Origin of the sequence: Pseudomonas sp. WC2401 (assembly GCF_041200115.1) — a bacterium.
Lineage (GTDB): Bacteria > Pseudomonadota > Gammaproteobacteria > Pseudomonadales > Pseudomonadaceae > Aquipseudomonas > Aquipseudomonas fragi.
Genome location: NZ_CP165623.1, coordinates 3,458,697 through 3,484,249, shown reverse-complemented (window position 1 = coordinate 3,484,249; position 25,553 = coordinate 3,458,697). Strand labels below are relative to the sequence as shown.

20 protein-coding genes are annotated in these 25,553 nt (G+C 61.7%); 8 read left to right on the top strand and 12 right to left on the bottom strand.

All coding sequences use genetic code 11. The features are described from left to right. Nucleotides 1-106: 106 nt before the first annotated feature. Nucleotides 107-2,290, bottom strand: coding sequence for a TonB-dependent siderophore receptor (locus AB3G35_RS15895; RefSeq protein WP_369781747.1), 2,184 nt, complete (start codon nt 2,288-2,290; stop codon nt 107-109). A gap of 615 nt (nt 2,291-2,905) precedes the next feature. Between AB3G35_RS15895 and mtlD the strand changes: the two genes are divergently transcribed. Then, entirely contained in the window at nt 2,906-5,032 is a 2,127-nt protein-coding gene (mtlD, locus tag AB3G35_RS15890; protein ID WP_369781746.1) for a bifunctional mannitol-1-phosphate dehydrogenase/phosphatase, read from the top strand. 61 nt (nt 5,033-5,093) lie between these two features. Then, nucleotides 5,094-6,104, top strand: coding sequence for an Ldh family oxidoreductase (locus AB3G35_RS15885; protein ID WP_315248496.1), 1,011 nt, complete (start codon nt 5,094-5,096; stop codon nt 6,102-6,104). A gap of 123 nt (nt 6,105-6,227) precedes the next feature. Here the strand turns inward: AB3G35_RS15885 and abaF are convergent, their stop codons facing one another. From abaF to AB3G35_RS15830, 11 genes are all read right to left on the bottom strand, one after another. Next, on the bottom strand, nt 6,228-7,622 hold the full coding sequence (gene abaF, locus AB3G35_RS15880) for a fosfomycin efflux MFS transporter AbaF (protein WP_369781745.1): 1,395 nt from the start codon (nt 7,620-7,622) through the stop codon (nt 6,228-6,230). 70 nt (nt 7,623-7,692) lie between these two features. Beyond that, the gene (locus AB3G35_RS15875) at nt 7,693-8,610 is read right to left on the bottom strand and encodes a dihydrodipicolinate synthase family protein (protein ID WP_095029416.1); all 918 of its coding nucleotides are present in this window, start codon (nt 8,608-8,610) and stop codon (nt 7,693-7,695) included. A gap of 173 nt (nt 8,611-8,783) precedes the next feature. Beyond that, the gene (locus AB3G35_RS15870; protein WP_315248489.1) at nt 8,784-9,812 is read right to left on the bottom strand and encodes a proline racemase family protein; all 1,029 of its coding nucleotides are present in this window, start codon (nt 9,810-9,812) and stop codon (nt 8,784-8,786) included. A 9-nt stretch (nt 9,813-9,821) separates the two neighbouring features. After that, the gene (locus AB3G35_RS15865; protein ID WP_016781078.1) at nt 9,822-10,544 is read right to left on the bottom strand and encodes an amino acid ABC transporter ATP-binding protein; all 723 of its coding nucleotides are present in this window, start codon (nt 10,542-10,544) and stop codon (nt 9,822-9,824) included. Then, the gene (locus tag AB3G35_RS15860; RefSeq protein WP_369781744.1) at nt 10,537-11,187 is read right to left on the bottom strand and encodes an amino acid ABC transporter permease; all 651 of its coding nucleotides are present in this window, start codon (nt 11,185-11,187) and stop codon (nt 10,537-10,539) included. The genes AB3G35_RS15865 and AB3G35_RS15860 overlap by 8 nt, the downstream gene beginning before the upstream one ends. 10 nt (nt 11,188-11,197) lie before the next feature. Then, complete coding sequence (locus AB3G35_RS15855; protein ID WP_016781076.1) at nt 11,198-11,863, bottom strand: amino acid ABC transporter permease; 666 nt, start codon at nt 11,861-11,863, stop codon at nt 11,198-11,200. Continuing rightward, nucleotides 11,856-13,625 carry an aconitase X gene (locus AB3G35_RS15850; RefSeq protein ID WP_369781743.1) on the bottom strand — a complete coding sequence of 590 codons (1,770 nt, stop codon included), beginning with the start codon at nt 13,623-13,625 and terminating at the stop codon, nt 11,856-11,858. Before AB3G35_RS15850 ends, AB3G35_RS15855 begins: the two co-directional genes overlap by 8 nt. A gap of 10 nt (nt 13,626-13,635) precedes the next feature. Next, on the bottom strand, nt 13,636-14,454 hold the full coding sequence (locus AB3G35_RS15845; RefSeq protein WP_369781742.1) for a transporter substrate-binding domain-containing protein: 819 nt from the start codon (nt 14,452-14,454) through the stop codon (nt 13,636-13,638). A 554-nt stretch (nt 14,455-15,008) separates the two neighbouring features. Further along, a complete protein-coding gene (locus AB3G35_RS15840; RefSeq protein WP_086797300.1) occupies nt 15,009-15,689 on the bottom strand; it encodes a GntR family transcriptional regulator in 681 nt (226 codons plus the stop codon). 70 nt (nt 15,690-15,759) lie between these two features. Next, entirely contained in the window at nt 15,760-17,163 is a 1,404-nt protein-coding gene (locus AB3G35_RS15835) for an ATP-binding protein (protein WP_086797298.1), read from the bottom strand. Further along, entirely contained in the window at nt 17,160-17,870 is a 711-nt protein-coding gene (locus AB3G35_RS15830; protein WP_016781071.1) for a response regulator, read from the bottom strand. Before AB3G35_RS15830 ends, AB3G35_RS15835 begins: the two co-directional genes overlap by 4 nt. Before the next feature lie 187 nt (nt 17,871-18,057). Between AB3G35_RS15830 and AB3G35_RS15825 the strand changes: the two genes are divergently transcribed. The 6 genes from AB3G35_RS15825 (at nt 18,058) to AB3G35_RS15800 (ending at nt 25,551) form a co-directional block, all read left to right on the top strand. Continuing rightward, entirely contained in the window at nt 18,058-20,436 is a 2,379-nt protein-coding gene (locus AB3G35_RS15825; RefSeq protein ID WP_369781741.1) for a TonB-dependent receptor, read from the top strand. A gap of 24 nt (nt 20,437-20,460) precedes the next feature. Then, complete coding sequence (locus AB3G35_RS15820; RefSeq protein WP_340079187.1) at nt 20,461-21,141, top strand: Fe2+-dependent dioxygenase; 681 nt, start codon at nt 20,461-20,463, stop codon at nt 21,139-21,141. Continuing rightward, nucleotides 21,138-22,286: an ABC transporter substrate-binding protein gene (locus AB3G35_RS15815; protein ID WP_369781740.1), complete on the top strand. Its 1,149-nt coding sequence runs from the start codon at nt 21,138-21,140 to the stop codon at nt 22,284-22,286. The genes AB3G35_RS15820 and AB3G35_RS15815 overlap by 4 nt, the downstream gene beginning before the upstream one ends. Further along, complete coding sequence (locus AB3G35_RS15810) at nt 22,283-23,344, top strand: FecCD family ABC transporter permease (RefSeq protein WP_369781739.1); 1,062 nt, start codon at nt 22,283-22,285, stop codon at nt 23,342-23,344. The genes AB3G35_RS15815 and AB3G35_RS15810 overlap by 4 nt, the downstream gene beginning before the upstream one ends. Next, complete coding sequence (locus tag AB3G35_RS15805) at nt 23,341-24,111, top strand: ABC transporter ATP-binding protein (protein WP_369781738.1); 771 nt, start codon at nt 23,341-23,343, stop codon at nt 24,109-24,111. The genes AB3G35_RS15810 and AB3G35_RS15805 overlap by 4 nt, the downstream gene beginning before the upstream one ends. Before the next feature lie 147 nt (nt 24,112-24,258). After that, nucleotides 24,259-25,551, top strand: a complete 1,293-nt coding sequence (locus AB3G35_RS15800) for an MFS transporter (protein ID WP_369781737.1) — start codon at nt 24,259-24,261, stop codon at nt 25,549-25,551. Nucleotides 25,552-25,553: the final 2 nt, after the last annotated feature.

Genomic DNA, 25,553 nt, shown 5'->3' with positions numbered 1-25,553 from the left:
GCCAGCGACAAGCCCGGCAAACGCCAGGATTTGTCGCTGTTTTCAAGGCCCTTCTGGTGTTGGCAGCGCAGGTTTTTTTAAATTCACCGTGAAGGCAGCGTTACCGTCAAAAGTTGATCGATGCACTCAGGCGCGCGGTCAATGGCGCCCCCTGGAATACATAGTTATCGCCCATGTATTCCCCCACGTCGCGCCAGTAGCGCTTGTCGAACAGGTTGTCGACGGTCAGGCGAAACACCGTGTCATAACCTTCGATACGGGTGCTGTAGCGGCTGCCGATATTGAAGATGGCGTAGGCGTCGGCCTGTACCGTACCCACCTGGCTGGCGTATTTCTTGCCGCTGTACTGCACGCCGCCCAGCAGGGCCAGGCCGTCGACCCAGGGCAGGGCGTAGTCGCCGTAGAGGCTGGCGCGCAGGGTCGGGACGTTGATGGTCTGGTGGCCTTCATATTCGGGGGTGCCGCTGCCGCTGACCCGGGAGCGGATCGCCGCGACGCTGGCCGCAATCTGCAGGCGCTCGGTGGCCCAACCGTTGGCCGCCAGCTCAATGCCGGTGTTTTTCTGCTGGCCCTGTTGTACGTAAGTGAACTCGCCATTTTCGGGGCGAGCATACTGGTAAGCCTGGCGGATCTGGAACAGCGTGGCACTCAGGCTGATGCGCTGCCAGTCGTATTTGATCCCGGCCTCGATCTGCCGCGACACAGTGGGTGGCAGGATGTCAAAGGCATTGCTGGCAAACCACGGCGCTGTGCCACCCAGGGACAGGCCCTTGCTGTAGCGCGTATACAACGTCATGTTTTGCACCGGTTTATAGATCAGCGCGGCCTCGGGCAGAAATTCATAGCGTTGGGTGTGGCGGGTGGTGTCGCCCTGATCGTCGAAGGTCTTTTCATCCAGACGCACTTCGCGCCCGCCGATCAGGGTCTGCCAGTGTTCGTTGAAGCTGATCAGGTCATTGAAAAACACCCCGTACTGGCGGCTGTCCAGGCGGCGATGGCTGTCGTTGAGGGCGCCGTTATAGCGCTCGAGGTTGTCAGGCTCGCTGTCGATATTGCCACTGCCAAGCCAATGGTTGATGGCTTCACGATTATTCACTACGCGCCTGAACGCACTGCTGCCCACGGTCAGTTCATGGCCGATGGTGCCGGTATCAAAGTGGCCGCTGAGCGCTGCCTGTAGCTCATCATTACGCCGGGTATCGTCAGGGCTGCGAAAGTCGTAGATGTCGTAACCGCCCTCGGGGGTGAAGTAGTTGCCGACATTCGGTGTGACACAGCCGACCGTGCAGCCGCCCCAGGCAAACGAGCTGTAGTCGTCGATCACTACCTTGCTGCGCGAGGCGCTCAGGTTGCCTTTCCAGTTGTCGCTGAAGCGGTACTCGAAGTTGCCGTTGATGTTCAGCGAATCAATGGTGACCGGCTTGGAGCCGCTCTGGTGAGCCAGCAGTTTTTTCGGCGAAGCGTGGTGCGGCAACTCGCTGCCGCCGAGCAATTGATAGCCCGGTACCGAGCGCTGCTCCTTGTTCTGATATTCCACATCCAGTTGCAAAAGTGCGTCGGGGCTGATGTTCCAGTCGAATGCCACAGAGGCAAAATCGCGCTGGCCATTGGCGTGCTCGACGTAAGAGTGGATGTCTTCGTGGGCAACGTTGGCCCGCAGGCCGAACTGCTGTTCGCTGCCGAACCAGCCGCCCACATCGGTGGCGATGTAACCGCTACCGCGATCGTCGGTAGACACGGTAACAGAACGCACATCGGCGGCCCGCTTGGTCACGTAATTGACCGCGCCGCCGGGCTCGGAGACGCCGCTTTGCAGGCCTGAAAGGCCCTTGAGCAACTCTACCTGCTGCTTGTTTTCCAGGCCAACGTTCTGCTCGCCGGTGATGGTGCGGCCATTGATCTTGTAGCTGCTGGCCGAGTTCAGCGAAAAACCGCGCACCACGAAATTTTCGTAATAACCGACCGGCGCGTAACTTTCGCCTACCGAGGCATCGTTTTTCAGCACATCGCTGAGCAGGCGTGCTTGTTGATCTTCAATCAAGGCATCGGTGAACACCGCAATGGCGGCAGGTGTATCGAGCAAGGGCGCTGCTTCGAAGCCGCCCACCGAGGCGTTGTCGGCCTGCCAGGTGCCGGTTTCGTCGGCGGTCACGGCGGTGGCCGGCAGTTCGGTTTTGGCCGCGTATGCCGCAGGCATGGCACTGCCCAGCAGCAGGCTGAGGCTGAGCAAACTGAGAGTGAATCGCGGGGCGGACTCTCCCTCGGTGAAAGTCCGGTAAAGCATGTTCATGCACAGCTCCTGAACGATGGGCAGGCTTGAGACCCGAGCCTGTTTCTCAAGCCCGCCATCATACAGTTGCAAGCCAGGTTTCGCTTGGCGCCTGGCCACCGGGGAGGCTGCAGCTGTGGGCGGGAAGTGGCAGTCTGGCGGGAATTTTCCGAATGGGTCTTAGACCCTGCGGCGCAAGGCAAGCCTTGATTTAGACGTGCTGCATGGGTTATAGCTAAAAAGGTCTCCAGTGCTATTACAGGAAATATCAACGTTCTTATGGATGGAATCACACGTATCAATCGCCAGTTGGGCTCACACTTCGCATCCCTGATTGCAAGCTGTGGGCCTCACGTCAAATGCTGCATTCGTGCAGTCACAGGGTTTGTTCCCCGCCTTCTCGCCAATTTCGCTTTTCCTCACCTGAGACCCTGCTTCTCGGGCAGCTGCGCCAACTGGCGCCATTGTTACGTCCCTCCGCCTGACTATTTCTGATCACCAGCCGTTCCGGTGCACTCACGCCCCGCTGTCAATGGTGCGTTCTGCTGCCCGGCATTTGTATTTGAAACCACGTTTTCGATCCAAAGCGTTTGCGCGAGCAGCCAATAATCCCTCGCGCTACAAGGAGCTGTGTTCATGATTTATTTTCAGGGTAAACGAATTTTCAGTGCCATCTTCGATATGGACGGCACCATGTTCGACACCGAGCGCTTGCGCTTCAAGACGCTCAAGCAGGCCGCCGAGGAGATTTACGGTACGCCGCTGAGTGAAGCAACACTGATCGGCTCATTGGGCCTGAGTGCCAAAAAAGCCGAGGCGCTGGCCAGGGCCAATCACGGCGAAGACTTCCCCTATGCCCAGGTGCGTCGGCGCGCCGATGAGCTGGAACTGGCCCACGTCCGCAATCACGGCGTGCCGATCAAGGACGGCCTGCTCGAAGTACTGGAGCGTTTGCGCAAGTACGGCCTGACCATGGCGGTGGCCACCTCCAGCCGCCGGGCGATTGCCGAGGAATACCTGATCAACGCCAATGTGCTGAAGTACTTCGACGTCACCGTGTGTGGCGATGAAGTGGACCAGGGCAAGCCTCACCCGGAGATTTTCCTCAAGGCGGCCAGCGCGCTCAATTGCCTGCCTGAGCATTGCCTGATGCTGGAAGACTCGCAGAACGGCTTGCTGTCGGCCATTCGTGCCGGCGGCCAGCCGATCCTGATCGAGGACATCAAACCGCCGGCTCCTGAAGTCGCAGCCTGTGCCCTCAAGGCCTACACCGGTATGCACGGTTTTTTGGGTGACCTGAGCGAATGCATGCCCGACCTCGGCACCCCGGCACTGACCGAGAGCTTCCCGCCCACCCTCAACCAGTTCAGCGCCGCTATTCATGGCTTTGGCGCAATGGGCGGTGGCTACCTGACGCAGATTTTTTCCCACTGGGACGGCTACACGCGGCCCTGCGAGATTATTGCCGCGACCCGCTCGCGGATGCTGCGCGAGACCATCCAGGCGTTTGGCCGCTTCAGTGTGCGTTACAGCGCCACGTCCTTCGACCAGACCATCGATAACCTGCGCATGATCGACATGGACGACGCCGAAGCGGTGATCCGCATGTACGACGTGGCGGAAATCGTCGGCCTGAGCCTGCCTGAAACCGCTATTCGCAAGCAGGCTGGCGTGATTGCCCAGGGCCTGGTGCGTCGCTACGAGCGCCGGGGCCGGGAGCTGACCATTCTGATTGTGTTGAACAAGGTCGGCGGCGCGGACTTTGTACGCCGCCAGGTGCAGGCGCAGCTTGAACGGCTGGTTTCGCCCGAACTGTGCGGCAAGATTCTGGACAACACCCATTTTGTCGAAACGGTGGTCAGTCGGATCGTCTCCAAGCTGTCCAATGAAGCCTTGGTGCGCCAGTTGCGGATCAAGTCGAAGATGTTCCAGAACAGCCTCAACGACGAACCCGACGCCCCTCGCACAGCGCCGCGCACACCGGTGCCCGAGTACGAACGGTTGATCAGCCGCTTTCGGCCTTTTGCCCAGTCGAGCAACGCCTTGAGCCAGTTGCACCTGATCCTGTTTAACAGCGAGCCGGACATGCCCCTGTATGCCCAGCGCTGCAGCAATCTGCTCGAACGCTTGCGTCAGGTGAAGACGGTGGACGATATCACCCAGACCCAGGTGATGAAGAACCTGCTGTGGAATGGCCCCCACGCGATCATTGCCTGGTACGCCAGCCTGCTGGGGCATGACTGGTTGGGGCAGGGCATGGGCGATCCACGGGTCAATGAGCTGGCGCAGCGCCTGATCGGCGAGGCCGTCGGCCCGGCACTGGTAGCCGAAAACCCGCATATGGCTGAGGCTGTGGCCGCGTTTTCGAGCACTTTTCTGGAACGCTGCAACACCTCGTTCAAGGACCCCTGTGCCCGGGTCGGGCGTGATCCGCTGCGCAAACTGCAACGCAACGAGCGGATTTTCCGCAGTATCGACCTGGCCAGAAAACATGGCATCGACAGCAGCGCCCTGGAGTTCGGCGCCGCGCTGGCCCTGCACTATGCGCTGCGCAGCACTGACAGCAAGGATCTGGAGTGCCAGCAAATGCGCAGCCTGTATCGGGAAAGTGGCAGCATCGAGGCGGTACTGACCTGGACCGGCAGCTATAACGGCCAACCGTATCCGGGGCTCGATCCGCTGCAGGATGCGGCGCTGATCGCGTCCATCGCCGGGCACTTCCACGGCCCGCTCTGTGCTGAATTCGTCATGCAGGCGGCCTGAATCGATCAAGCCGCAAGCTCGGCGATGGTCCAGTCTGAAAGGTCTGTTCAAGGAGCTGACCATGAAACGACTGACCCTGGCCCAGGCTTATGAGCTGGCCGAATCGATCTTGTTGCATAACGGTTTCAACCCGGCCCATGCGCGTGCAGTGAGTGCCACGGTACTGGCCGGGGAACGCGATGGCTGCGCGTCCCACGGCTTGTACCGGGTGCTGGGCTGCGTCAATTCACTGCGCGCGGGCAAGGTGTCAGCCGATGCCGTGCCCCGGGTAATCGACCAGGCGCCGTCGATTGTGCGCGTGGATGCAGCAGGCGGTTTTTCCCAGCTGGCCTTTCAGGCGGGTTTGCCGTTATTGCAGGAAAAAACCCGGGGCAACGGCATTGCGGCACTGGCGATCAACCACTGTGTGCATTTTTCGGCATTGTGGGTGGAGATCGAGCAGTTGACCGCCGCCGGGCTGGTGGCGCTGGCCTGTAACCCGAGCCATGCCTGGGTGGCGCCGGCGGGGGGCAACCAGCCGGTGTTTGGCACCAACCCCATTGCCTTTGGCTGGCCACGGCCGGGGCGCGACCCGTTTGTCTTTGACTTTGCCACCAGTGCCATTGCGCGTGGCGATATCGAGCTGCATCGCCGGGCCGGCAAGGCTATTCCTGAGGGCTGGGGGGTTGATGCGCACGGGCAACCGAGCACCGATGCCAATGTGGTGCTCGACAGCGGCGCGATGCTCACGTTTGGCGGGCATAAAGGTTCGGCGCTGGCGGCGATGGTGGAGTTGATCGCAGGGCCCTTGATCGGCGACTTGACCAGTGCCGAATCCCTGGCCTGGGACGGGGGAAGCAAGTCGTCGCCATATCATGGCGAGTTGATCATCGCGCTGGACCCTCAGCGTTTTCTGGGGGCAGCAACCGAGGAACACCTGGCCCGGGCCGAGGTATTGTTTACCGGTATCGAAGGGCAGGGCGCGCGCTTGCCGTCGCAGCGCAGGTATGAGGCGCGGGCGCGCAGCGAGGTGGAGGGGGTGCAGATCCCGCTAGCCCTGTTCAATGACTTGCAGGCGTTGCTGAAGGGATAGGTGTGCGGGGTGGCGCTGGTTGTGGGAGCGGGCTTGCTCGCGATGGCAGCGCCGCGGTTTGACTGAAACACCGCAGCGATCCCATCGCGGGCAAGCCCGCTCCCACAGGGCATCCCCTATGGGTCAGGCCAGCGAATCGCCCTGACGTGCAGTCGCCACCGCCGGCTCATCCAGCGCCGAAATACGCGCTGCCGATTCGGCGTCCACCTGATGCAGCGACTTGCCCCGCGTCTCGCGGGTCAGGCCCACCGCCACGATGGAGATCAGCGATGCCCCCACCAGGTACCAGGCGATAGGCGTTGAGCTGTGGTACTTGTTGAGCAGGGTGATGGCGATCAACGGCGCCAGCGAACCGGCAAAGATCGGTGCCACCTGGTAGCACAGCGACAGGGCGGTGTAGCGCACATGGGTGGGGAACATTTCGGCCATCAACGCCGAGTAAGGTGCATAGGTCATCGACTCAATGGCCAGGCCCAGGGTAATGGCCGCCATGATCAGCCAGTTGTTGCCGGTGTCCATCATCGGAAAACCGACAAACCCCCAGAACGCTGTCAGCACCGCACCCACCAGGTACACCGGCTTGCGGCCCACCAGGTCGGACAGATAACCCATCAGCGGAATCATGAAAAAGTGCAGCAGGTGGGCACCGAACATCAACAACAGGATTTCTGAGGTGTCCTTGTGCACCACCAGTTTCAGGTAGGTGATCGAGAACGTGACCACGGTGTAGTAAAGAATGTTTTCCGCAAAGCGCGCACCTATGCCTACCAGCACCGAGCGCCAGTGATGACGCAGGACTTCAACCACCCCCAGTTGCTGTTGCTTGTTTTTTGCCTGACGGGCCTGGGCCTCCTTGAAAATCGGGGCGTCGTCGACGCTGGTGCGGATCCAGTAGCCGATCAGTACCACCACGGCCGAGAACCAGAACGCTACACGCCAGCCCCAGGCGAGAAAGTCCGCCTCCGAGAGTGTCGTCGACAGCAGTAGCAGGGCAACGGTGGCGACCAGGTTGCCCGCCGGAACTCCGGCTTGTGGCCAACTGGCCCAGAAGCCACGGCGGTTGTCCGGGCAGTGTTCGGACACCAGCAAAATGGCCCCGCCCCATTCACCGCCAAAGGCGAAGCCTTGAATCAGGCGCAGCAGTACCAGCAGCACCGGGGCGGCGTAGCCGATCGTGTCGAAACCGGGCAGGCAGCCCATCAGGAAGGTGGTGATGCCCACTACCACCAGGCTCAGTTGCAGCAGGCGCTTGCGGCCGAATTTGTCACCATAGTGACCAAACACCAGGCCACCCAGTGGCCGGGCCAGAAAACCCACGGCATACAGGGCGAAGGCGGCGATGATGCCGTCAATCGGGCTGTCGGTCTGGCGGAAAAACAGCTGGCCAAACACCAGTGCCGAGGCCGTCCCGTAAAGGAAGAATTCATACCATTCTGCGACGGTACCAGCCATGGCGGCTGCCACGACACGTTTGAGTCCTGCAGGGCTGGTGGTTGCGTGAGAGGGTTGTGTCGTCATGCGGGTATTCCTTAAAGGGCGCGAAGACAGGGGGCAGGGCGGGCACTCGCCGGCCCGCCCCGGCAATCAGTCAAAGACCGACGTCAGGCAAGTGCGGGCGGTTGGCCAGGGCCCTGGCCATGATCTGCTCGACAAACTCACGATCTTCGCGGGGCAGGGCCAGGCGCGGCGGGCGGGTCAGGGCGCTGCCGCGACCGGCAATGGCTTCGCACAGCTTGATGCACTGCACCAGGTCGGCACGCGCGTCCAGATGCAGGATCGGCATCAGCCATTCATAGATCGGCATGGCTTCGGCGAAGCGTCCGGCCTTGGCCAGGCGGAAGATGGTTTCGCCTTCTTTGGGGAATACGTTGGACATGCCCGAGACCCAGCCTTCGGCACCCACGGCGAGGCTTTCCAGCACCACGTCGTCGAGCCCGGCAAACAGCACAAAGCGGTCACCGACTTGATTGCGGATATCGATAAAGCGCCGGGTATCGCCCGATGAATCCTTGAAACACACCACGTTGTCGCAGTCAGCCAGGGAAATCAGGATGTCGGGGGTGACGTCGTTTTTGTAGATCGGCGGGTTGTTGTAGACCATCAACGGTACATCGGCATTTTTCGCCACATAGCGATAGTGCTCGGCGGTCTCGAAGGGTTTGGAGCCATACACCAGCGCGGGCATCAACATCACGCCATCCACGCCGACCTTGCGTACCGCATTGGCCACCTTGGCCGCCTGCACGCTGGTGAATTCGGCCACGCCGCAAATCACCGGCACCCGGCCGCGGGAGGCGTCCACCGCGACTTCGGTGACGGCAATTTTCTCTTCGGCGCTCAGCGAGGTGTTTTCCCCCACCGAACCGCACACCACCAGGCCGGACACACCGTCGCGGATCACGTTGGAAATCACCTGGTGGGTCTTGTCCAGGTTGATGCTGAAGTCATCGTTGAATTGAGTGGTCACCGCAGGGAAGACGCCACTCCAGTTGATGCGCTTGCTCATTGTTTATTGCCTCCGGTTGTAATAATCGTATTTCGTATACGTTTGCAGGGATGTTTTTTGCCCCTGTGGGAGCGGGCTTGCTCGCGATTGCATCGCTGTGGTGTGCCTGCCAGACCGTGTCGTCTGCATCGCAGGCAAGCCAGCTCCCACAGGGCGGGTTGTTGTGGGCGGGGTTACGCCCCCGGCCAGGTATCCGACAGGCGATAGCCCTGGGGCCACGGGTCGCTCGGGTCCAGCAGCAACTGGTGGGTACCGGTGATCCAGGCCCGCCCGGCGATGCACGGGTAAATGGCCGTGCGCCCGGCCACTTCGGTCATGGAATCGATACGGCAATGAAATTCCGAACCAATGATCGAGCGGCCAATAAAGCGCTCGCCCACCTTGAGCACGCCCTTGGCCTGCAACACCGCCATGCGCGCCGAGCAGCCGGTGCCACAGGGCGAGCGGTCGATCTTGCCCGGACGGATCACCACCGCGTTGGCGCCACTGGCCACGCCATTCTCGTATTGCACGGGTGCAGCAATCTGGCAGAAGGAAATATGCGACCAATCCGGGTTCAGCGGGTGCACAAAACCCAGTTGCTCGTTGGCGGCACGGGTGATTTTCAGGCCGACTTCAACGATATCTCTGGCTTCATCCGGGCTGATCGAAAAGCCCAGTTCCCTGGCATCGGCGAGCACGAAGCTGTCACCGCCATAGGCAGTGTCAACCTTGAGCGAGCCCAGGCCTTCGACTTCAATCCAGGCATCCAGGCGGTCAGCAAAGGACGGCACGTTCTTGATCTCGACCCGTTGCACCTTGCCGTCGCGGCAGTCGGCCACCGCCTCGATCAGGCCGCCGGGGGCTTCGAGCACCAGCCGGGTCTGCGGCTCGGTCATCGGCAGGATGCCGCTGTCGAGCAACACCGTGGACACGCACATCGAATTGGACCCCGACATGGGCGGGGTATCGGCCGGCTCCATGATGATCCAGGCCATTTGCGCCCGCGGGTCTTTGGCCGGCACCAGCAGGTTGACGTGGCGGAACACGCCGCCGCGAGGCTCGTTGAGTACGAAGTTGCGCAGGGTTTCATCCCGGGCAATCCAGCGCGACTGCTCCCATACCGTGGCACCCGGTGGCGGTGCCACGCCGCCGACAATCACGTCGCCGACTTCGCCCTCGGCGTGACAACTGACCACATGGATGATTTTCGATGAACGCATGCTCTGCTCCTATTTGACCGACTTGAGAAAGGCCGCGGTTTCCGCGTGCACAGGGTTGCCGATGACTTGATCGGGGGAGCCGATTTCGTGCACCAGGCCGTTGCGAAAGAACGCCACGCGGTCGGACACATCCCGCGCGAAGCGGATTTCATGGGTTACCAGGACCATGGTCATGCCGTCTTCGGCGAGCATGCGCATGGTGTCCAGTACCTCACCCACCAGTTGCGGGTCGAGGGCCGAGGTGGCCTCGTCGAACAGCATGTAGTCCGGTGACATGGCCAGGGCGCGGGCAATGGCCATGCGCTGTTGCTGGCCGCCGGACAATTTGCCGGGGAAGGTCTTGAGCTTGTCGCCCAGGCCCACATGGGTCAGTTGCTGCACTGCCAGCGCCTCGGCTTCGGCTTTGCTTTTACCCAGTACCTTGCGCGGTGCCAGCATCACGTTTTCGAGCACGGTCAGGTGGGGGAAGGCGTTCCATTGCTGGAATACGATGCCGATTTTCTGCCGCAGGTGGTTGAGGTTAGTGGCGCGGTCATGGACTTCGATGCCGTCGACGCGGATGTGGCCTTTCTGGATCGGTTCCAGGCCGTTGATGCACATCAGCAGCGTCGACTTGCCGGAGCCGGAGCCGCCGATGATTGAAACCACTTCGCCCTTGTTCACAGTCAGGCTGACGCCTTTGACCACTTCGAGGTCGCCGAAGGATTTGTAGACGTTGTCGATCTCAATCATTTTCTTGCCACCTTTTTTCCAGGCGAGCACCAAGGCGCGCAACCACCAGGCTCATGACGTAATAGATAAGGCCCGCAATGCACAGCACCAGCATTGGTTCCTGGATGCGGGTGACGATGGTTTGCGAGGCGCGCAGCAGTTCGACGATGCCGATCCACATCACCAGCGCGGTGTCTTTCATCACGCTGAGCACCAGGTTGAGCCAGCCGGGGAAGGCCACGCGCATAGCGATGGGCAGCACGATATAGCGCAAATCCTGCAGGTAGCTCAGGCCAAGCGAGCGACTGGCCCGGCGCACGGTGAACGGCACTGCCAGCACGCCGCTGCGCACGATCTCGGTGAAATACGCGGCGGCGTAGACCCCCAGCACGATGCAGCCGACGCTGAAGGCACTGATGTTCAAGCCGACGATGCTCTTGAGCGAGTTGAACAGCACGAACTGGATCAGCAAGGGTACGCTGCGAAACACATCCAGCACCCAGGCCAGCGGCAGGCTGGACCGTGGCAGCAAGGCGCGCAGCAGGCCGAACAGCAGGCCGGCAACGGTGCCGAGCAAAATCGCCCAACTGGTCAGTTGCAGGGTGACCCATGCCCCCTGCAGCAAAAACACAAAATCGTTCCAGGTAAAACTGGTGGAAAACATGGGCTAGTCCTCAGTAACGAAACAGCCGCCAGGCCATCAGCCGGGCTACTGCAACGATCGCCTTGGCAATCAGGTAATACAGCACCGCGGCAATGGCGAAGTATTCGAAGGTGCGGAAGGTTTTGACGTTGTAGTCCTGGGTCACGCCGGTGAGGTCGTTGTTCAGGCCCACGATCACCCCCAGCGAAGTCATCAGCACCGCCCAGACCATCTGGTTGGTCAGCGGATAGAAGACGATGCGCAGCAATTGCGGGACGACGATCATGCGGTAGGTCTGGAAGGCGCTCATGCCCAGCGAGCGGGCGGCGCGTATCTGGGTTTCGGGCACGGCCTTGAGGCCGCCGCGAAAGTTCTCCGCCAGATAGCCGGCGTTGTTGAACGTGATCCCGGCCAGCAGGGCGATCCATGAACTGACATGCAGGCCCAGGGAACCGAGACCGAAGTACAGGACATAGATCTGGAACAGCGAGGGCGTATTGCGGGCGATGGACACCCAGGCATTGCCGGTGCCGCGCAGCAGCGGGTTTTTGCTTTCGCGCATCACCGTCAGGGCCAGGGCGATCAAAACGCCGAAGATCATCGACAGGGCCGCGGTCTCGAAGGTCACCAGGGCACCGGCGAGCATGTCCGGCAAGGCGCGCAGGGCAGAGCGCCATTGGAAGGTGTAGTCAAACATGGGTTGCGTTCTCCAGTGAGGCAGCGGGTTGCAGCCACGCTGGCAAGCGCCCGCTGGCCGTGGCGCTGCAGGCCGCAGCCACACACTCGGCGAGGCTGGCGAAGTGAACTTTGCGGCCCACCAGACCGGGGGCGTAATGGGCGTATTTGCCCGAGTTGGTCATCAGGTTCCTGGCCGCCGGAGGAATCACCGGCTCACCGAGCATGCACCAGCAGGTGTCGCTGACGATCACGGCGCCAAAGGCTTCGAGCACCCCGACATGCCCGGCGGCACGGGCCTGTTCCAGCACGGCACGGCCACAGGTGATCGCCAGCACCACATCTGGGTGACGCTTGCGGCCCTGGCACAGGCGCGCCAGCCGGGCGAACTCGCTGAGGGAAAAGTGCGGGTTGCCCAATGACACCACGTCGACCTGCGGGTCACGGGCGCTGTTGAGTTCGTGCCAGCTGAGCAGCAAGTCTTCAAGGCTGACCTTGAGCACCGGCAGCGGACCGTCGAGCACCTGAGCCGGGTCTAGGGCTTCGGGGGTGACGCCGGCGATATGAAACAGGGGCGCGGCGCTGGTGGTGGCAAAGGCCGCGCCGAATGCCTTGAGATCGTCCAGGTCCGGATGCTGCTGCTTGAGCCCCAGAATCAACGGGATCCGGCTGCCGGCCAACGCGCCGATGTGATAACCCAGCAGGGGGTAAAACGCGTCATTAAGGTTGCCCAGGGTTGGCAGTTCGATCTGCAGGCGGGCCTTGCGCTGGTCCTCCAGATGGCAGCCGATCAGCGGTGCACGACCCGTGAGGGCAATGCAGATATCCAGATAGTCGGGGTACTTGAGTGTGCGGGCGCCGAGCACGCTGTTGGCGTAAACCACCGCGTTGGATTCGGCCCAGACAATTTGCTCGCCCGCCTTGGGCGCACTGTCGAGCAGGTAAGGGGCACAGGTGAAACTCAGTTGCGCACCCATGGCCATATAAGCATCGCCCAAGGCACTGGCAGGCACGCCGAGTGCCGGGTCGATACCCAGTTCGCGCCAGCGGCGCTGGTCCACGGAAATTGAATTGAGGGTGGTGGGCACGCGAACTTTTGCGCCCCATGCCACCAGCTGCTGCGCAAAGCGCAAACTCGCCGGCCCGGTATAGATGCCGCCGTCGATATGGGCCTGGGTGATGTCAACCAGTTGCGTGGCACCTTGAATCTGCGCCATGCGCAACACGATCTGCATGGCAACCTGGGCGGCTTTGCCGTAACTGCCGGCGAGCAGTGCACGGTCGTGTTCGGTCAGTTCGATCGAGGCATGTGCTTCTGCGGCCGGTGTGTCGTTGCGCGGTGGCGGAGTGTCGTCAGGTGCTGAGTCGTAGAGGCTTAGATGTGTGCCATCAACCCTGGCGAACGCGTTGCCGCGCAATTGGCCAAAGGCTTCCCTGCCGATGCACAGCACCGGCAGGGAGCGCTGGAACAGGGTCCGAGCGACCAGCACGCCAAGGGTCAGGATCTCGTCGGCTTCAGCCAGCACCAGCGCCGCGGGGGCATGGCCATTGCTGATCAGTTCCATCAGCACACTGCTGCCGGTGCAGGAGCCGCGTCCACTGGGGATCGCCAGCACGCGCCCCGCCAGGCATTCGCCGCTGAGGGGGTGATGGCGGTCGATCACTTCGCCACTGAACGGGTCGACCCCGCCCCAGAAACTCAGGCCGATATCGGCGTACAACAGCGGGGCTGATGCATGGCCATCAACCAGGCTGCGGCCTTCAAGAGCACTTATCCCGGACATGCTGGATACCTCAGTAGTAGACGTGAGGTACGGTCAGATCAGCCGGTGGAATCTCGGTCCCGACCCATTTGGTCCACAGCACCTTGTAGCGTCCGGTGCGTACTTGCTGGTTGACGAACAGGTTGAGGTAGTTGAGCAGGCCGTACTCGTTGCGCTTGGCGCCCAGGGACACGTAATCGACCACATAGGGCGCGTTACCGGCGACCTTGAGGTTTTTGTACTTGCCTGATTTAAGGGTAGCTGCGGCCACGGTATTGGTCACCACGGTGGCTTCGATATGGCCCTGGGCGACGGCCAGCAGGGTGTCGTTCTGCGACTGATAGGCACGGAACGAACCGCTGCCCCAGTTTTTCACGTCTTTTTCCAGGGCGATGGCCTCATAGGTGCCGCTGGTGTTGCCCAATGCCTTGCCCTTGAGGTCGTCGAAGCTGTTGATGCCCGTGTTGTCGCGGGTCAGTACGACCATCTGGAAGGCGAAGTAAGGGATGCTCAGGCCGACGGTCTTGGCCCGTTCCAGGGTGTCGGAAGTGGACGCCACGATCACATCGGCCCGCCCGGAGACCAGTGCCGGAATGCGGTCAGGGAAGGGGGTTTCAACGATTTCAGCATCCACGCCCAGCACTTTTGCCAGGTCGTTGCAGTAGTCCACATCGAAGCCCACCGGCTTGTTGGCTTCGTCACGCGAGCCCATCGGCGGGAAATCCAGGGTCACGGCACAGCGCAACTTGCCCGAACCGATAATGTCGTCGAGCTTGTCGGCCTGGGCCGTGGCAATAAAGGAAGTACTGAGAACAGCGCTGAGAGCTACGGCAAGTACGGGGTTTTTCATGGAAGCCTCGGAGTCGTTGAAGTGCTGTTGAAAATCGTTCTTTGGATTTCGTATACGATATTTGTTTAGCAAATCGTGTGCCGATTGTTCCTGCAAAGCTGTAATCAGCGCGGGAGAGGGTTTGTCACGGGTTTGCGCGGTGGGGTGTTGGGGAAGGCGGTGTTACAGAAGGGAGCAGTGACGTAGGAAATGCCCCACAAGGGAACACTTGGGGGGCTGTTCCTGACAATTAGGCCCACTCCTGTGGGAGCGGGCTTGCCCGCGATGGCATCAACGCGGTTTGGCTGGCAGCCCGCAGCGTCTGCATCGCAGGCAAGCCAGCTCCTACAGGGTATGCGGCGCTCGCACCATTAGGCACACACCGGTGGGAGCGGGCTTGCCCGCGATGGCATCAACGCGGTTTGGCTGAAAGACCGCAGCGTCAGTATCGCAGGCAAGCCAGCTCCTACAGGGTATGCGGCGCTCGCACCATTCGGCACATTCCGGTGGGAGCGGGCTTGCCCGCGATGGCATCAACGCGGTTTGGCTGGCAGACCGCAGCGTCTGCAGGCCAATCAATGGCTTTGCGGCAAATGCTCAAACAGGGTTTTGCACACACCGGCGATATGCTCATCCAGCAACTTGACCGCCAGCTCCACATCGCCGGCGCGGCAGGCATCGAGGATTTCTCGGTGTTCGTGGTCGGCGCGGTGCTTGCCCGCCGATAAACTCATCTGCATGCGCAGGTAACGCTCCAGCTTGTCATTGACCGAGCGGATCAGGCTGATCATGAACGGCCGCTGCGCAGGCTCGTACAAACAGGCGTGCAGTTCCCAGTTGAGCTCGGCCCAGCGCCCCACGTCATCTTCGCCGACAAACTCCTGGCAGATGCGTTCGGCACGGGCAAAGGTGTCTGCGGTCATGTTGGGGATGGCCAGGCGCAGCAACTTGTCTTCAAGGAGCATGCGCACTTCGAACATTTGCGCCAGTTCCGCCTCGGAGATCCGCGTGACCATCGCGCCGCGGTTACGCTGGAACATCACCAGCCCTTCCGCTTCAAGCCGCTTGAGGGCTTCGCGCACGGGGATCTTGCTGACATTGAACTGGCGGGCGATATCATCCTGGCGAATCGGTTCGTCTTCAGCGAAATGCCCGGCGACAATGGCGTCGCGCAGATGCAGGGTGATGATTTCCGACGTGGAAGGTGAGTTACCCAGGTCGGGAGCATTGAGTTTTGGATGGGCCACGGTGGTCATCGTTCGCTGGTAAAAAAGATATGGTATACGAAACGTAAATGGACGGGGTAATACCCTATCCACGCTGGGGTCATTGCCCTGTGATCGCGGGCGCCTGGCTTTTCAGGGTAAGCAGCGCATCCAGGCCGCCCTCGGGGCGATTGTGCAAGGTCAATGTGCCGCCGTGGGCGACTGCCACGGTGTGGGCGATACTCAAGCCCAGGCCATAGCCGCCGCTGCGGCTGTTGCGCGAAGACTCCAGCCGATAGAACGGCTCCAGCACCTGGGTCAGTTGCTGCGCCGCTATCCCCGGGCCGCTGTCCCTGACCGTGATGCTCAGGCCATCGCGGTGTTCGTCGACCAGCACCTGCACATTGCACGCATAACGCACGGCGTTTTCCAGCAGGTTCTGTATACAGCGTTTCAGGCTGCGGGCATAACCCGACACCGGGCGACTGGCGCGTCCGTTCAGGGTGATGGTTGCTCCCATGTCCTGCAGGTCGGCCTGCAGGCTTTGCAGCAAGGCGTTGAGGTCGATGTTCTGGCGCGGCTCGTTGATTTCACCGCTGCTGACAAATTCCAGGGTGGTGGAGACCAGCCCCTCCATGTCCGTCAGGTCATTGCGAAAACGCTGCTTGAGTGCTTCGTCGTCGAGCATTTCGGTGCGCAGGCGCAGGCGGGTGATGGGCGAGCGCAGATCGTGGGACACCGCCGCCAGAAAGCGCGTGCGCTCGGCCATGCTGGCCAGCAGGCGCTGCTGCATCAGGTTGAAGGCCTGGGCCGCACGCTGCACTTCCACGGGCCCTTTAATCGACAGTGGCTGGCGGCGGATATCCTGCCCCAGTGCCTGCGCGGCTTGCGCCAGTTGATTGAGCGGGCGAACGGCCAGGCGCACCGCGAGCAACACAATGATTGCCACCACGATGATGCGCACCAGATAGATGCGCAAAAAGTAATCGAGCAGCACATCGGCCGGCGCCATGCTGGTCCAGCCCTGATCCTCGGTGGCTTTCACGTGCAGCCAACGGCCGTCGGCCAGGCGCAGCTCAAGGGTAAATTGCCCGGCAGCGGGGCTGGAACCGAACAGGGTATCTACCCCGGCCTTGTGCCCCTGGCTGTCGAGCAGGGTGAGGTTAAGCAGGTTCAGGGCCGTGCGCGACGCGGTTTTTTCATCAACCAGGCTGCGCAGCAGCGATTCGGTGGCCTGGTCCTGAAGGGGCAGAGGGTTGCGCTGCATATCGGCGGCGTTGCGCAGTTCGAGGTTGAAGGTCGGGGTGCTGAGGTTGTGCAAAAAAAGCTCGATGTGCTGCGGATCGCTGCGGGCAACCCGCACGATATCGGCCAGGCGGCTGGCAATCAGGCGCGTGGGGATTTCCAGCACCTGACTGTGGCGCACGTCATACCAGATGCTGCTGGTCAGCACCTGGGCGGCGAGCATGCCCGTGACCAGGATCACCACCAGCCGACCGTAGAGGGTACGCGGCAACAGCGTCATGATTCGCTCGTCACACAGGCCGAAGTGAGCATATAGCCTTCATTGCGCACGGTCTTGATCAGGCCGGGGGCCAGTTGCTGACGCAGGCGGCTGACGCACACATCAATGGAGCGGTCGAAGGGCGTGCTGTCCTTGTCGAACACATGGTTGAGCAAAAAGTCCCGGCTCAGCGGCCGGTTGGGGTGCTGCAACAGCAGGCGCAGCACGCGATAGTCGGAGTTGCCCAGGCTGATCACCAGGCCTTCGGCGGACAGCACCTGGCGAGCGCGGGTGTCGAGGCGCCACTGGTCGAAGCGGACAAAGGGCGCCTCATCGACACGGGCGCGCTCAGGAAAACTCTGCGCCCGGCGCAACACCACCTTGATGCGCACCAGCAATTCACGCGGATCGAATGGCTTGGGCAGGTAGTCATCGGCGCCGATTTCCAGGCCGACGATGCGGTCGATCAGGCTGGCGCGTGCCGTGAGCATGATCACCGGGATATTGGAGCTGGCGCGCAGAGTTCGGCACAGGCTCAGGCCGTCTTCGCCGGGCAGCATCAGGTCGAGCACGATCAGGTCGATCACGTTCAGCTCCAGGCGCCGGCGCATTTCCTTGCCGTCGCAGGCCGTGCAGGTTTGGTAACCGGCGTCGCGCAGGTAGTCGGCCAGCAACTGGCGGATTTCGGGGTCGTCATCGACGATCAATATATGGTCTTGCCTGGACATGGGCTTCGGGTACGCCTTGGGGCTCGCAGCAATAGCGGATTTCACGCGGTGGAGCCAAACGAAATGTAATGGAATGTTGTGGGCGCTGTTTTCGTGCAGCGCCGATACAAAGTCGGGCCATCCGTGGCAATGACGCTCTTTAGAATGGCGAATCTAAATGCGAGTAATTGTAATTAAGGAAGGCCCGATGTCATCGTCACCCGATGCGGCAGTAGTTCGCAATACCCCTTGTGCATTGAACGGTACCCTGGCTCCGGTTATCAGTCTGCTGGCCCTGGGGGTTTTCAGCCCGGCCAGCGAGGCGGCGCAGCCGGCAAACAACGTGCTGACCCTGCCTGCGTCGAACGTCGAGGGGACTTATGACTCGCCGTTCAAGGTCGACGAAGTGTCATCGCGCAAGGTCATGACCCCGCTGCTCGATGCCCCGCAAAGCATCACCATCGTGCCGCAGCAGGTGCTCAAGGAGCAGAACGCCCAGAGCCTGCAGGACATTCTGCGCAATGTGCCGGGTATCACCTTTATGTCGGGGGAGGGCAACCTGGGCTGGGGCGACCTGTTTTCCATTCGCGGTTTTTCCTCCGAGCAGAGCCTGACAGTCGATGGCGTGCGCGACGCGGGCATGTCCAGCCGCAACGACATGTTCAACCTGCAACAAGCCGAAGTGTTCAAGGGCACCGGCGCCATCGAGTCGGGCATTTCGGCGGTGGGTGGCAGCGTCAACCTGGTGAGCAAGGAGGCCCATCTGGGGGATGCCAACCGGGTCTCTGCCGGGGTCGGCACTGACGGTTACAAACGCCTGACCGCCGATATCAACCACGAGCTGAACGACACCAGCGCCCTGCGTATCAACCTGATGAAGCACCAGAGTCAGGTGGCCGAGCGTGATGAGGTGGATTACGACCGCTGGGGCATTGCCACCTCCCTGGCCCTGGGACTGTCGACGCCGACCCGGGCCTTTGTTGATTTCTTCTACCAGAAAGATGACAACACCCCGGACGGCGGCCTGCCGATCCTGCGCGGCACCGATGGCAAGCGCATGCCCGGCGTCAAACGCAGCAATTGGTACGGCGATTCCAGCCTGTACACCCAGCAGACCGAAACTACCTCGCTGACCGGGCGCCTGGAGCACGACTTCGACAACGGCGCACTGCTGACCAACCAGCTGCGCTGGCAGCGCACCGACAACTTCTCGGTGCTGTCGCCGGCGCGCTTCAATGCCGCCAGTGCCGACGGCGCGAAAACCTGCACCGGCAGCCGCTGCGCCACCCTCGGCTATGTGGGCGTCGGCCCGGCGTCGACGGTCAACGGGGTCAAGGCCTACACCGACTACAGCAACACCGGCAGTACCGCCTACGGCATCCTGCGCGGCAGCGATTTCGGCCTGTCCAAGCGCTACACCATCCTCGATAACCAGACTGACCTGAGCTTTGCCTTCGATACCGGCTCCATCAGCCACAAGGCCGTGGCGGGGCTGGATGTGTACCACGAAACCTACGGTGGCCTTGAGCGCAACGCCAAGGTGCCGGCGGCCAACATGTTCTTCGACATGGCCAACCCGCAACATGACTTTGCCGTGGAGTACACCACCAAGGGCGTGGGCGAACCGCGTTCGAGCATCGACAACGCCGGGCTATTTTTTGGCGACACCCTGACGCTCAACCCGTGGTGGCAGGTCATGGGCTCGTTGCGCTACGACCACTGGAGCGCCGAGACCACCCAGCGCGGCCAGGACGATGTCAAGGACACCTCGGGCGCCTGGAGCGGCCGTGCCGGTATCGTGTTCAAGCCACAACCCAACGGCACGATCTACGCCTCGTACAGTGAGTCGACCCAGCCTTCGGCCATCGGTGCCTCAACCAACAACCAGATCTACGGCGCCGCCAGCACCAGCCGCTACACCCCGGCCAAGTCCAAGACCTACGAACTGGGCACCAAGTGGGACTTGCTGGACAAGGGCATCAGCGTCACGGCGGCGGTGTTTCGCACCGAACTGGTCAACTCCTGGGAGTACACCGAGGGCGAAGCGTCGCCGGTGCGTGCCTTGCCTGCCAAGCGCGCCGATGGCGTGGAACTGGGCCTGCAGGGCAACCTGACCAGTCGATGGACGGCCTACAGCGGTTTTTCGGCGCTTAAAAGCGAGCAGACCAAGGGGGTCAACAAAGGTGCAGAAGCCAAGAACGTCCCCGATCTGACCGCCAACCTGTGGACCACCTACGCTTTTACCGACGACTTGAGCCTGAGCTACGGCGCCAACTATGTCGGGCGCAGGCGCTATACCGACAACAAGTATGTCGGTGGCCTGAATAACAACAGCAGCTACGCCGACGGCCCGTCCGGGGTGCTGGCGATCTACACGCAAGACAAGGAAAAAGCCCCCGGTTACTGGGTGCATTACCTGGCCGCGCAGTACCAGGTTAATCCTCAGACCACCGTCCACCTCAACGTCGACAACCTGTTCAACACCTTCTACTTCAGCCGCGTCGGTGCCTCCCTCGATGGCTTCCAGCTGTATGGCGTACCGGGGGCCGGGCGCACGCTGACGGCGAGCATCGACTATGACTTCTGACCGCAACCGGTTGCGGAGCACGCCATGCTGATCGAAATCGCCGAGGTGTTGAGCGCCCATGAGGTAGACGAGATGCGCGACCAGTTGCTTGCCCGGCCGTGGGTGGATGGCAAGCAGACGGCTGGCGTGGGCTCGGCACGGGTGAAAATCAACCGCCAGTTGGCCGAGGACGATGCCGTCGGCGTCAACCTGGGCCAACGCATTCTGGCGCGGTTGTCCGAGCACGGGCTGTTTATGTCCGGCGCGTTGCCCAAGCGTATCTACCCGCCGCTGTTCAATCGCTACAGCGGCGGCGAGGGGTTCGGCTTTCATATCGACAATGCCATTCGCGGCATCAAGGGGGTACGTGAGCGGGTGCGCACCGACCTGTCCGCGACCCTTTTCCTGAGCGATCCGCACAGCTATGACGGCGGTGAACTGGTGATCCGCGACACCTTCGGCGAACGCAGCGTCAAGTTGCCCGCCGGGCATCTGGTGCTCTACCCCGGCAGCAGCGTGCACAAGGTCAATCCGGTAACGCGGGGCGAGCGGCTGGCGGCGTTTTTCTGGATCGAAAGCCTGGTGCGCGAAGACAGTCAGCGCGGCCTGTTGCTGGACATGGACGTGGCCATTCAACGCCTCACCGTCCAGCAGGCGGATGACGAGTCGCTGCTGCAACTGAGCGGCGTGTACCACAACCTCTTGCGCCGCTGGAGCGACGTATGAACCCTTTATTGAGCGGGAGATTTGCCGTGTCCAAGCTGTTTTTGCGTCAAGCCTGTGTGCGCCTGGGCGCCCTTATCGTCCTTCTGGGCATGGCGGTATCGACGGCCTGGGCCAGGGACGTCACCGATGCCCTGGGCCGGGTGGTCAAGGTGCCGGACACCGTACAGCGGGTGGTGCTGGGGGAGGGGCGGCTGATTTCGGCCTTTGCCCTGCTTGACCGCGACCGGCCGTTCCAGCGCATCGTGGGCTGGCAGAACGACCTGCGCAAGCTCGACCCCAACACCTATGCCGCCTATGTGGCGAAGTTCCCCCAGGTCAAGGACATCCCCTTGATCGGTCAGGCGTCGGAGCAGAGCGTCAGCGCCGAGCAGATCCTGGCGCTCAAGCCGGACCTGGCGGTATTCAGCATCTCCGGGCATGGCCCCACCGAACACAGCCCGGTGGCCGATGTGCTGGAAAAGGCCGGTATTGCGGTGTTGTTTGTGGATTTTCGGGTCAACCCGCTGCAAGGCACCCGTGACAGCATGATCGCGCTGGGCCAGGCTCTGGGCCGCGAAGCACAGGCCAGTGCCTTTGTCGATTTCTACAACCGGCATGTCGAACGTATTACCCGCACCCTGGGTACGCTCGATGACAGCCAGCGGCCCAGCGTGTTTCTCGAACTGCTGGCCGGGGTCTGGGCCAACCCCGGACACACTACGGGTAAAGGCGGTATGGGCGAACTGATCCGCCTTGTGGGCGGGCGCAATATCGCCGCGGGCGTGGTGCCCGGTGCACTGGGGGATATCAGTGTGGAATATGCGCTCAAGGCCGACCCTGATGTGTACATCCTGTCTGGCAACCAGCAGCCCGGGGTGATGCTGGGTGCGGGCATCGATGCACAAACGGCCCGTACCTCGCTGATGCAGGTGTTGAAACGGCCGCAGTTCGCCGAATTGCGCGCGGTACGCGAGGGCACGGTGCATGCCCTGTGGCATGACTTCTACAACTCGCCGTACAACATCCTCGCCATTGAGGCCCTGGCCAAGTGGGTTCACCCGCAAAAGTTCACCGACCTTGATCCGCAGTTGACCCTCAATGAGCTCAACCAAGAGTTTCTCGACACGCCGCTGGCAGGTCAGTACTGGATCAGTGAACAACCATGAGCGCTATCGCCAACCCGGCAGTGCTTGCTGCCAGTCACGGTTATCGACGCCTGCTGGCGCGGCGCGTGTGCCTGTTACTGGTGATCGGCTGTGCGCTGCTGGGCAGCGTGTTGCTGGACCTGTCCACCGGCTCGTCCGGCATGGGGGTGGGGCAACTGCTGCAGGGTCTGCTGCATCCGCAGACCCTGGATGTCACGGCCCGGGTGATCATCTGGAATGTGCGCTTGCCCTATGCGCTGATGGCGGTACTGGTGGGCGCTGCGCTGTCGCTGGCCGGCGCAGAAATGCAGGCCATCCTCAATAACCCGTTGGCCAGCCCGTTTACCCTGGGCGTGTCTTCGGCGGCGGCGTTGGGGGCTTCGCTGGTGATCGTATTTCCGCTGAGCAGCGCCTTGTTGAGCCGCGACTCGCTGGTGGCGCTGGCAGCCTTTGTATTTGCCTGCGCTTCGATGTTCCTGCTGCACGGCATGTCGCGGCTGCGCGGGGCCGGGGTCGAGACCCTGGTGCTGTTCGGTATTGCCCTGGTGTTCAGTTGCAACGCCCTGGTGGCGCTGTTGCAGTTGCTGGCCACCGAAGATGTGTTGCAGCAACTGGTGTTCTGGAGCCTGGGCAGCGTCGCACGGGCCAATTGGGACAAACTGGGCATTCTTGCCCTGGTGCTGGGGTTGACCGCGCCGTTTTCCCTGCATGCAGCTTCGCGCATGACCTTGCTGCGCATGGGCGAGGAGCGGGCGCAGAGCTTTGGTGTGGACGTGCGGCGGCTGCGTTTTTTCGCCTTGCTGCGCATCAGCCTGCTGTCCGCCACGGCGGTGGCGTTTGTCGGCACCATCGGTTTTATCGGCCTGGTGGGGCCGCATATTGCGCGGATCCTGATCGGTGAAGACCAGCGCTTTCTGTTCCCGGCCAGTGCCCTGGTGGGGGCGTTGTTGCTGTCGCTGTCCTCGGTGGTGAGCAAGGTCATCATGCCGGGGGTGATTGTGCCGGTGGGTATTGTGACCGCGCTGGTAGGCGTGCCGATTTTTGTCGTACTGGTATTCAAGCGGGGCAGGCAGTTATGAGTGAACAAGGGTTGTTGATCGAGCACGCCCAAGTCAAATACGGGCGCAAGGTGGTGATTGCCGACGCTTCGCTGCCGGCCCTGCGCCCGGGTACATTGACCGCCCTGATCGGCCCCAACGGTGCGGGCAAGTCCACCCTGTTGCGCGGGCTGGCGGGCCTTGAGCCGATGACCGGCGCAGTCACCCTGCACGGTCAGCCGTTGGCGCCGATGAGCGTGGCACAGCGTGCGCGGCAGGTCACCTATATGCCCCAGCACCTGCCGCCAGGGCTGGGCTTGAGTGTGATCGAGAGCGTGATGGCGGCACTGCGGGTGGCGGGCAGTGGCGGTGATTGCCTGGAGCAAGCCTACGGGGCTTTGCAGCGCATTGGCATTGCAGCGCTGGCCGATCATATGCTCAACGCACTGTCCGGCGGCCAGCGGCAACTGGTCAGCCTGGCGCAGCTGATTGCCCGCAAGCCCCGGGTCATGCTGCTGGATGAGCCGACCAGTGCGCTGGATTTAAGTTATCAACTGCGGGTAATGGAGTGCGTGCGCCAGATGGTTGGCCAGCACCAGCTGATTGCCGTGATCGTGCTGCACGATATCAGCCTGGCGGCCCGTTTTGCCGACCATATTGCGGTGTTGCGCGAAGGGGCGGTGGTCGCTTTTGGCGCGGCAGAGCAGGTACTGACTGCGCAGCTGTTTGCCGAAGTATATGGGGTCAGGGCACGGGTTGAACGGTGTTCGCAGCAGACCCTGCAGGTAGTGGTCGATAGCCCGGTTTAAACCCCAGCATGCGTCAGCCTGCACGATGGGTTTTTGCTTGTTTTGCCAGGCGCTCTGCAGCGCCCGGTGCTTGACAGCGAAGCCATTGGCAGCCGTAATAGGAGGAAATGTTAACGTTAACTTAAATAATAACAAGAGGCGCAATCCATGCAGCGGACGGTCAAGCGTGATTACTGGCTTATCAGCGGTTTACTGTTTTTCTTCTTCTTTTCCTGGTCTTCCAGCTACTCGCTGTTCTCCATCTGGCTGCATCAGGTCATCGGCCTCAATGGTACCCAGACCGGTTATGTGTTCGCCGCCAACGCGATCGCGGCGTTGCTGATCCAGCCGTTCTACGGGGCCTTGCAGGACAAGCTCGGGTTGTCGAGAAAATTGCTGGTGTGGATTGGCGTGCTGCTGTGTGCTGCAGCGCCGTTCGCAATTTATGTCTACAGCCACTTGCTGGCTCAAAACGTGGTGCTGGGCGCTGTGGTGGGGGCGATTTTTCTGGCCTTTGCCATGCTGGCGGGGGTGGGCGTGATCGAGAGCTATACCGAACGCCTGTCCCGGCATGTGGGTTTTGAATTCGGTACCAGCAGGATGTGGGGATCGTTGGGTTGGGCTGCGGCCACCTGCATTGTGGGCGTGGTGTTCAATATCGACCCCAATATTGCCTTCTATATGAGCAGCGCTGCCGGCGCGGTGTTTTTGCTGATCCTGTTTCGGCTGGACTTGAGCCGCTTCAAGCAACCCGGCGCCTGCGGCGGCGAAAGCGGCGCTGTGCCGGTAACCGTCAGCGACCTGTGGGCATTGCTCAAGCTGCCGCGGTTTTGGGCCTTCAGTGTTTACCTGACCGGGGTTTGCGGGATCTACATGATCTACGAGCAGCAGTTTCCAGTGTATTTCTCGTCGTTTTTTGCGACCCCGGAACAGGGCATCCAGGCCTATGGTTACCTGAATTCATCCCAGGTCTTGCTGGAAGCGGGCCTGCTCCTGGTTGCGCCCTGGGTGGTCGGGCGTACCGGTGCGAAATACGGGCTGATCCTGGCTGGCAGCATCATGTTTTTTCGCATTCTTGGTTCCGGCCTGGCCACAGAAACCTGGGCCATCGCCGTGTTCAAGATGCTGCATGCGGTAGAGGTGCCGATCCTGCTGGTCTCGGTATTCAAATATATCGCGTTTAATTTCGACCCGCGCCTGTCGGCCTCGATCTATCTGGTGGGCTTTCATTTTGCCCAACAGCTCACCGCCATGCTGCTCTCGCCGCTGGTGGGCTACGGTTATGACCAGTATGGGTTTGCCGATGTTTATCTGCTGATGTCCGCGCTGGCCGGTGCCTGCCTGCTGCTGTCCTGGACCCTGCTGCGCAACGACCCCCGGCCGCCGCCGCGCAAGGGAAGTGTGGCAGAGGCGCTGGCAATGCCCGCTATCACTCAATCGGTTACCCGTTATGAACCCTGACA

Excerpts from the sequence above, each read along its gene's own strand:
- AB3G35_RS15810 (WP_369781739.1), top strand. The coding sequence starts at position 22,283 with ATGAGCGCTATCGCCAACCCGGCAGTGCTTGCTGCCAGTCACGGTTAT.
- AB3G35_RS15850 (WP_369781743.1), bottom strand. The coding sequence starts at position 13,625 with ATGTCCGGGATAAGTGCTCTTGAAGGCCGCAGCCTGGTTGATGGCCAT.
- AB3G35_RS15845 (WP_369781742.1), bottom strand. The coding sequence starts at position 14,454 with ATGAAAAACCCCGTACTTGCCGTAGCTCTCAGCGCTGTTCTCAGTACT.
- AB3G35_RS15855 (WP_016781076.1), bottom strand. The coding sequence starts at position 11,863 with ATGTTTGACTACACCTTCCAATGGCGCTCTGCCCTGCGCGCCTTGCCG.
- AB3G35_RS15870 (WP_315248489.1), bottom strand. The coding sequence starts at position 9,812 with ATGCGTTCATCGAAAATCATCCATGTGGTCAGTTGTCACGCCGAGGGC.
- AB3G35_RS15895 (WP_369781747.1), bottom strand. The coding sequence starts at position 2,290 with ATGAACATGCTTTACCGGACTTTCACCGAGGGAGAGTCCGCCCCGCGA.
- abaF (WP_369781745.1), bottom strand. The coding sequence starts at position 7,622 with ATGACGACACAACCCTCTCACGCAACCACCAGCCCTGCAGGACTCAAA.
- AB3G35_RS15830 (WP_016781071.1), bottom strand. The coding sequence starts at position 17,870 with ATGTCCAGGCAAGACCATATATTGATCGTCGATGACGACCCCGAAATC.
- AB3G35_RS15865 (WP_016781078.1), bottom strand. The coding sequence starts at position 10,544 with ATGATTGAGATCGACAACGTCTACAAATCCTTCGGCGACCTCGAAGTG.
- AB3G35_RS15825 (WP_369781741.1), top strand. The coding sequence starts at position 18,058 with ATGTCATCGTCACCCGATGCGGCAGTAGTTCGCAATACCCCTTGTGCA.
- AB3G35_RS15860 (WP_369781744.1), bottom strand. The coding sequence starts at position 11,187 with ATGTTTTCCACCAGTTTTACCTGGAACGATTTTGTGTTTTTGCTGCAG.
- AB3G35_RS15885 (WP_315248496.1), top strand. The coding sequence starts at position 5,094 with ATGAAACGACTGACCCTGGCCCAGGCTTATGAGCTGGCCGAATCGATC.
- AB3G35_RS15835 (WP_086797298.1), bottom strand. The coding sequence starts at position 17,163 with ATGACGCTGTTGCCGCGTACCCTCTACGGTCGGCTGGTGGTGATCCTG.
- AB3G35_RS15800 (WP_369781737.1), top strand. The coding sequence starts at position 24,259 with ATGCAGCGGACGGTCAAGCGTGATTACTGGCTTATCAGCGGTTTACTG.
- AB3G35_RS15875 (WP_095029416.1), bottom strand. The coding sequence starts at position 8,610 with ATGAGCAAGCGCATCAACTGGAGTGGCGTCTTCCCTGCGGTGACCACT.
- AB3G35_RS15815 (WP_369781740.1), top strand. The coding sequence starts at position 21,138 with ATGAACCCTTTATTGAGCGGGAGATTTGCCGTGTCCAAGCTGTTTTTG.
- AB3G35_RS15805 (WP_369781738.1), top strand. The coding sequence starts at position 23,341 with ATGAGTGAACAAGGGTTGTTGATCGAGCACGCCCAAGTCAAATACGGG.
- AB3G35_RS15840 (WP_086797300.1), bottom strand. The coding sequence starts at position 15,689 with ATGACCACCGTGGCCCATCCAAAACTCAATGCTCCCGACCTGGGTAAC.
- AB3G35_RS15820 (WP_340079187.1), top strand. The coding sequence starts at position 20,461 with ATGCTGATCGAAATCGCCGAGGTGTTGAGCGCCCATGAGGTAGACGAG.
- mtlD (WP_369781746.1), top strand. The coding sequence starts at position 2,906 with ATGATTTATTTTCAGGGTAAACGAATTTTCAGTGCCATCTTCGATATG.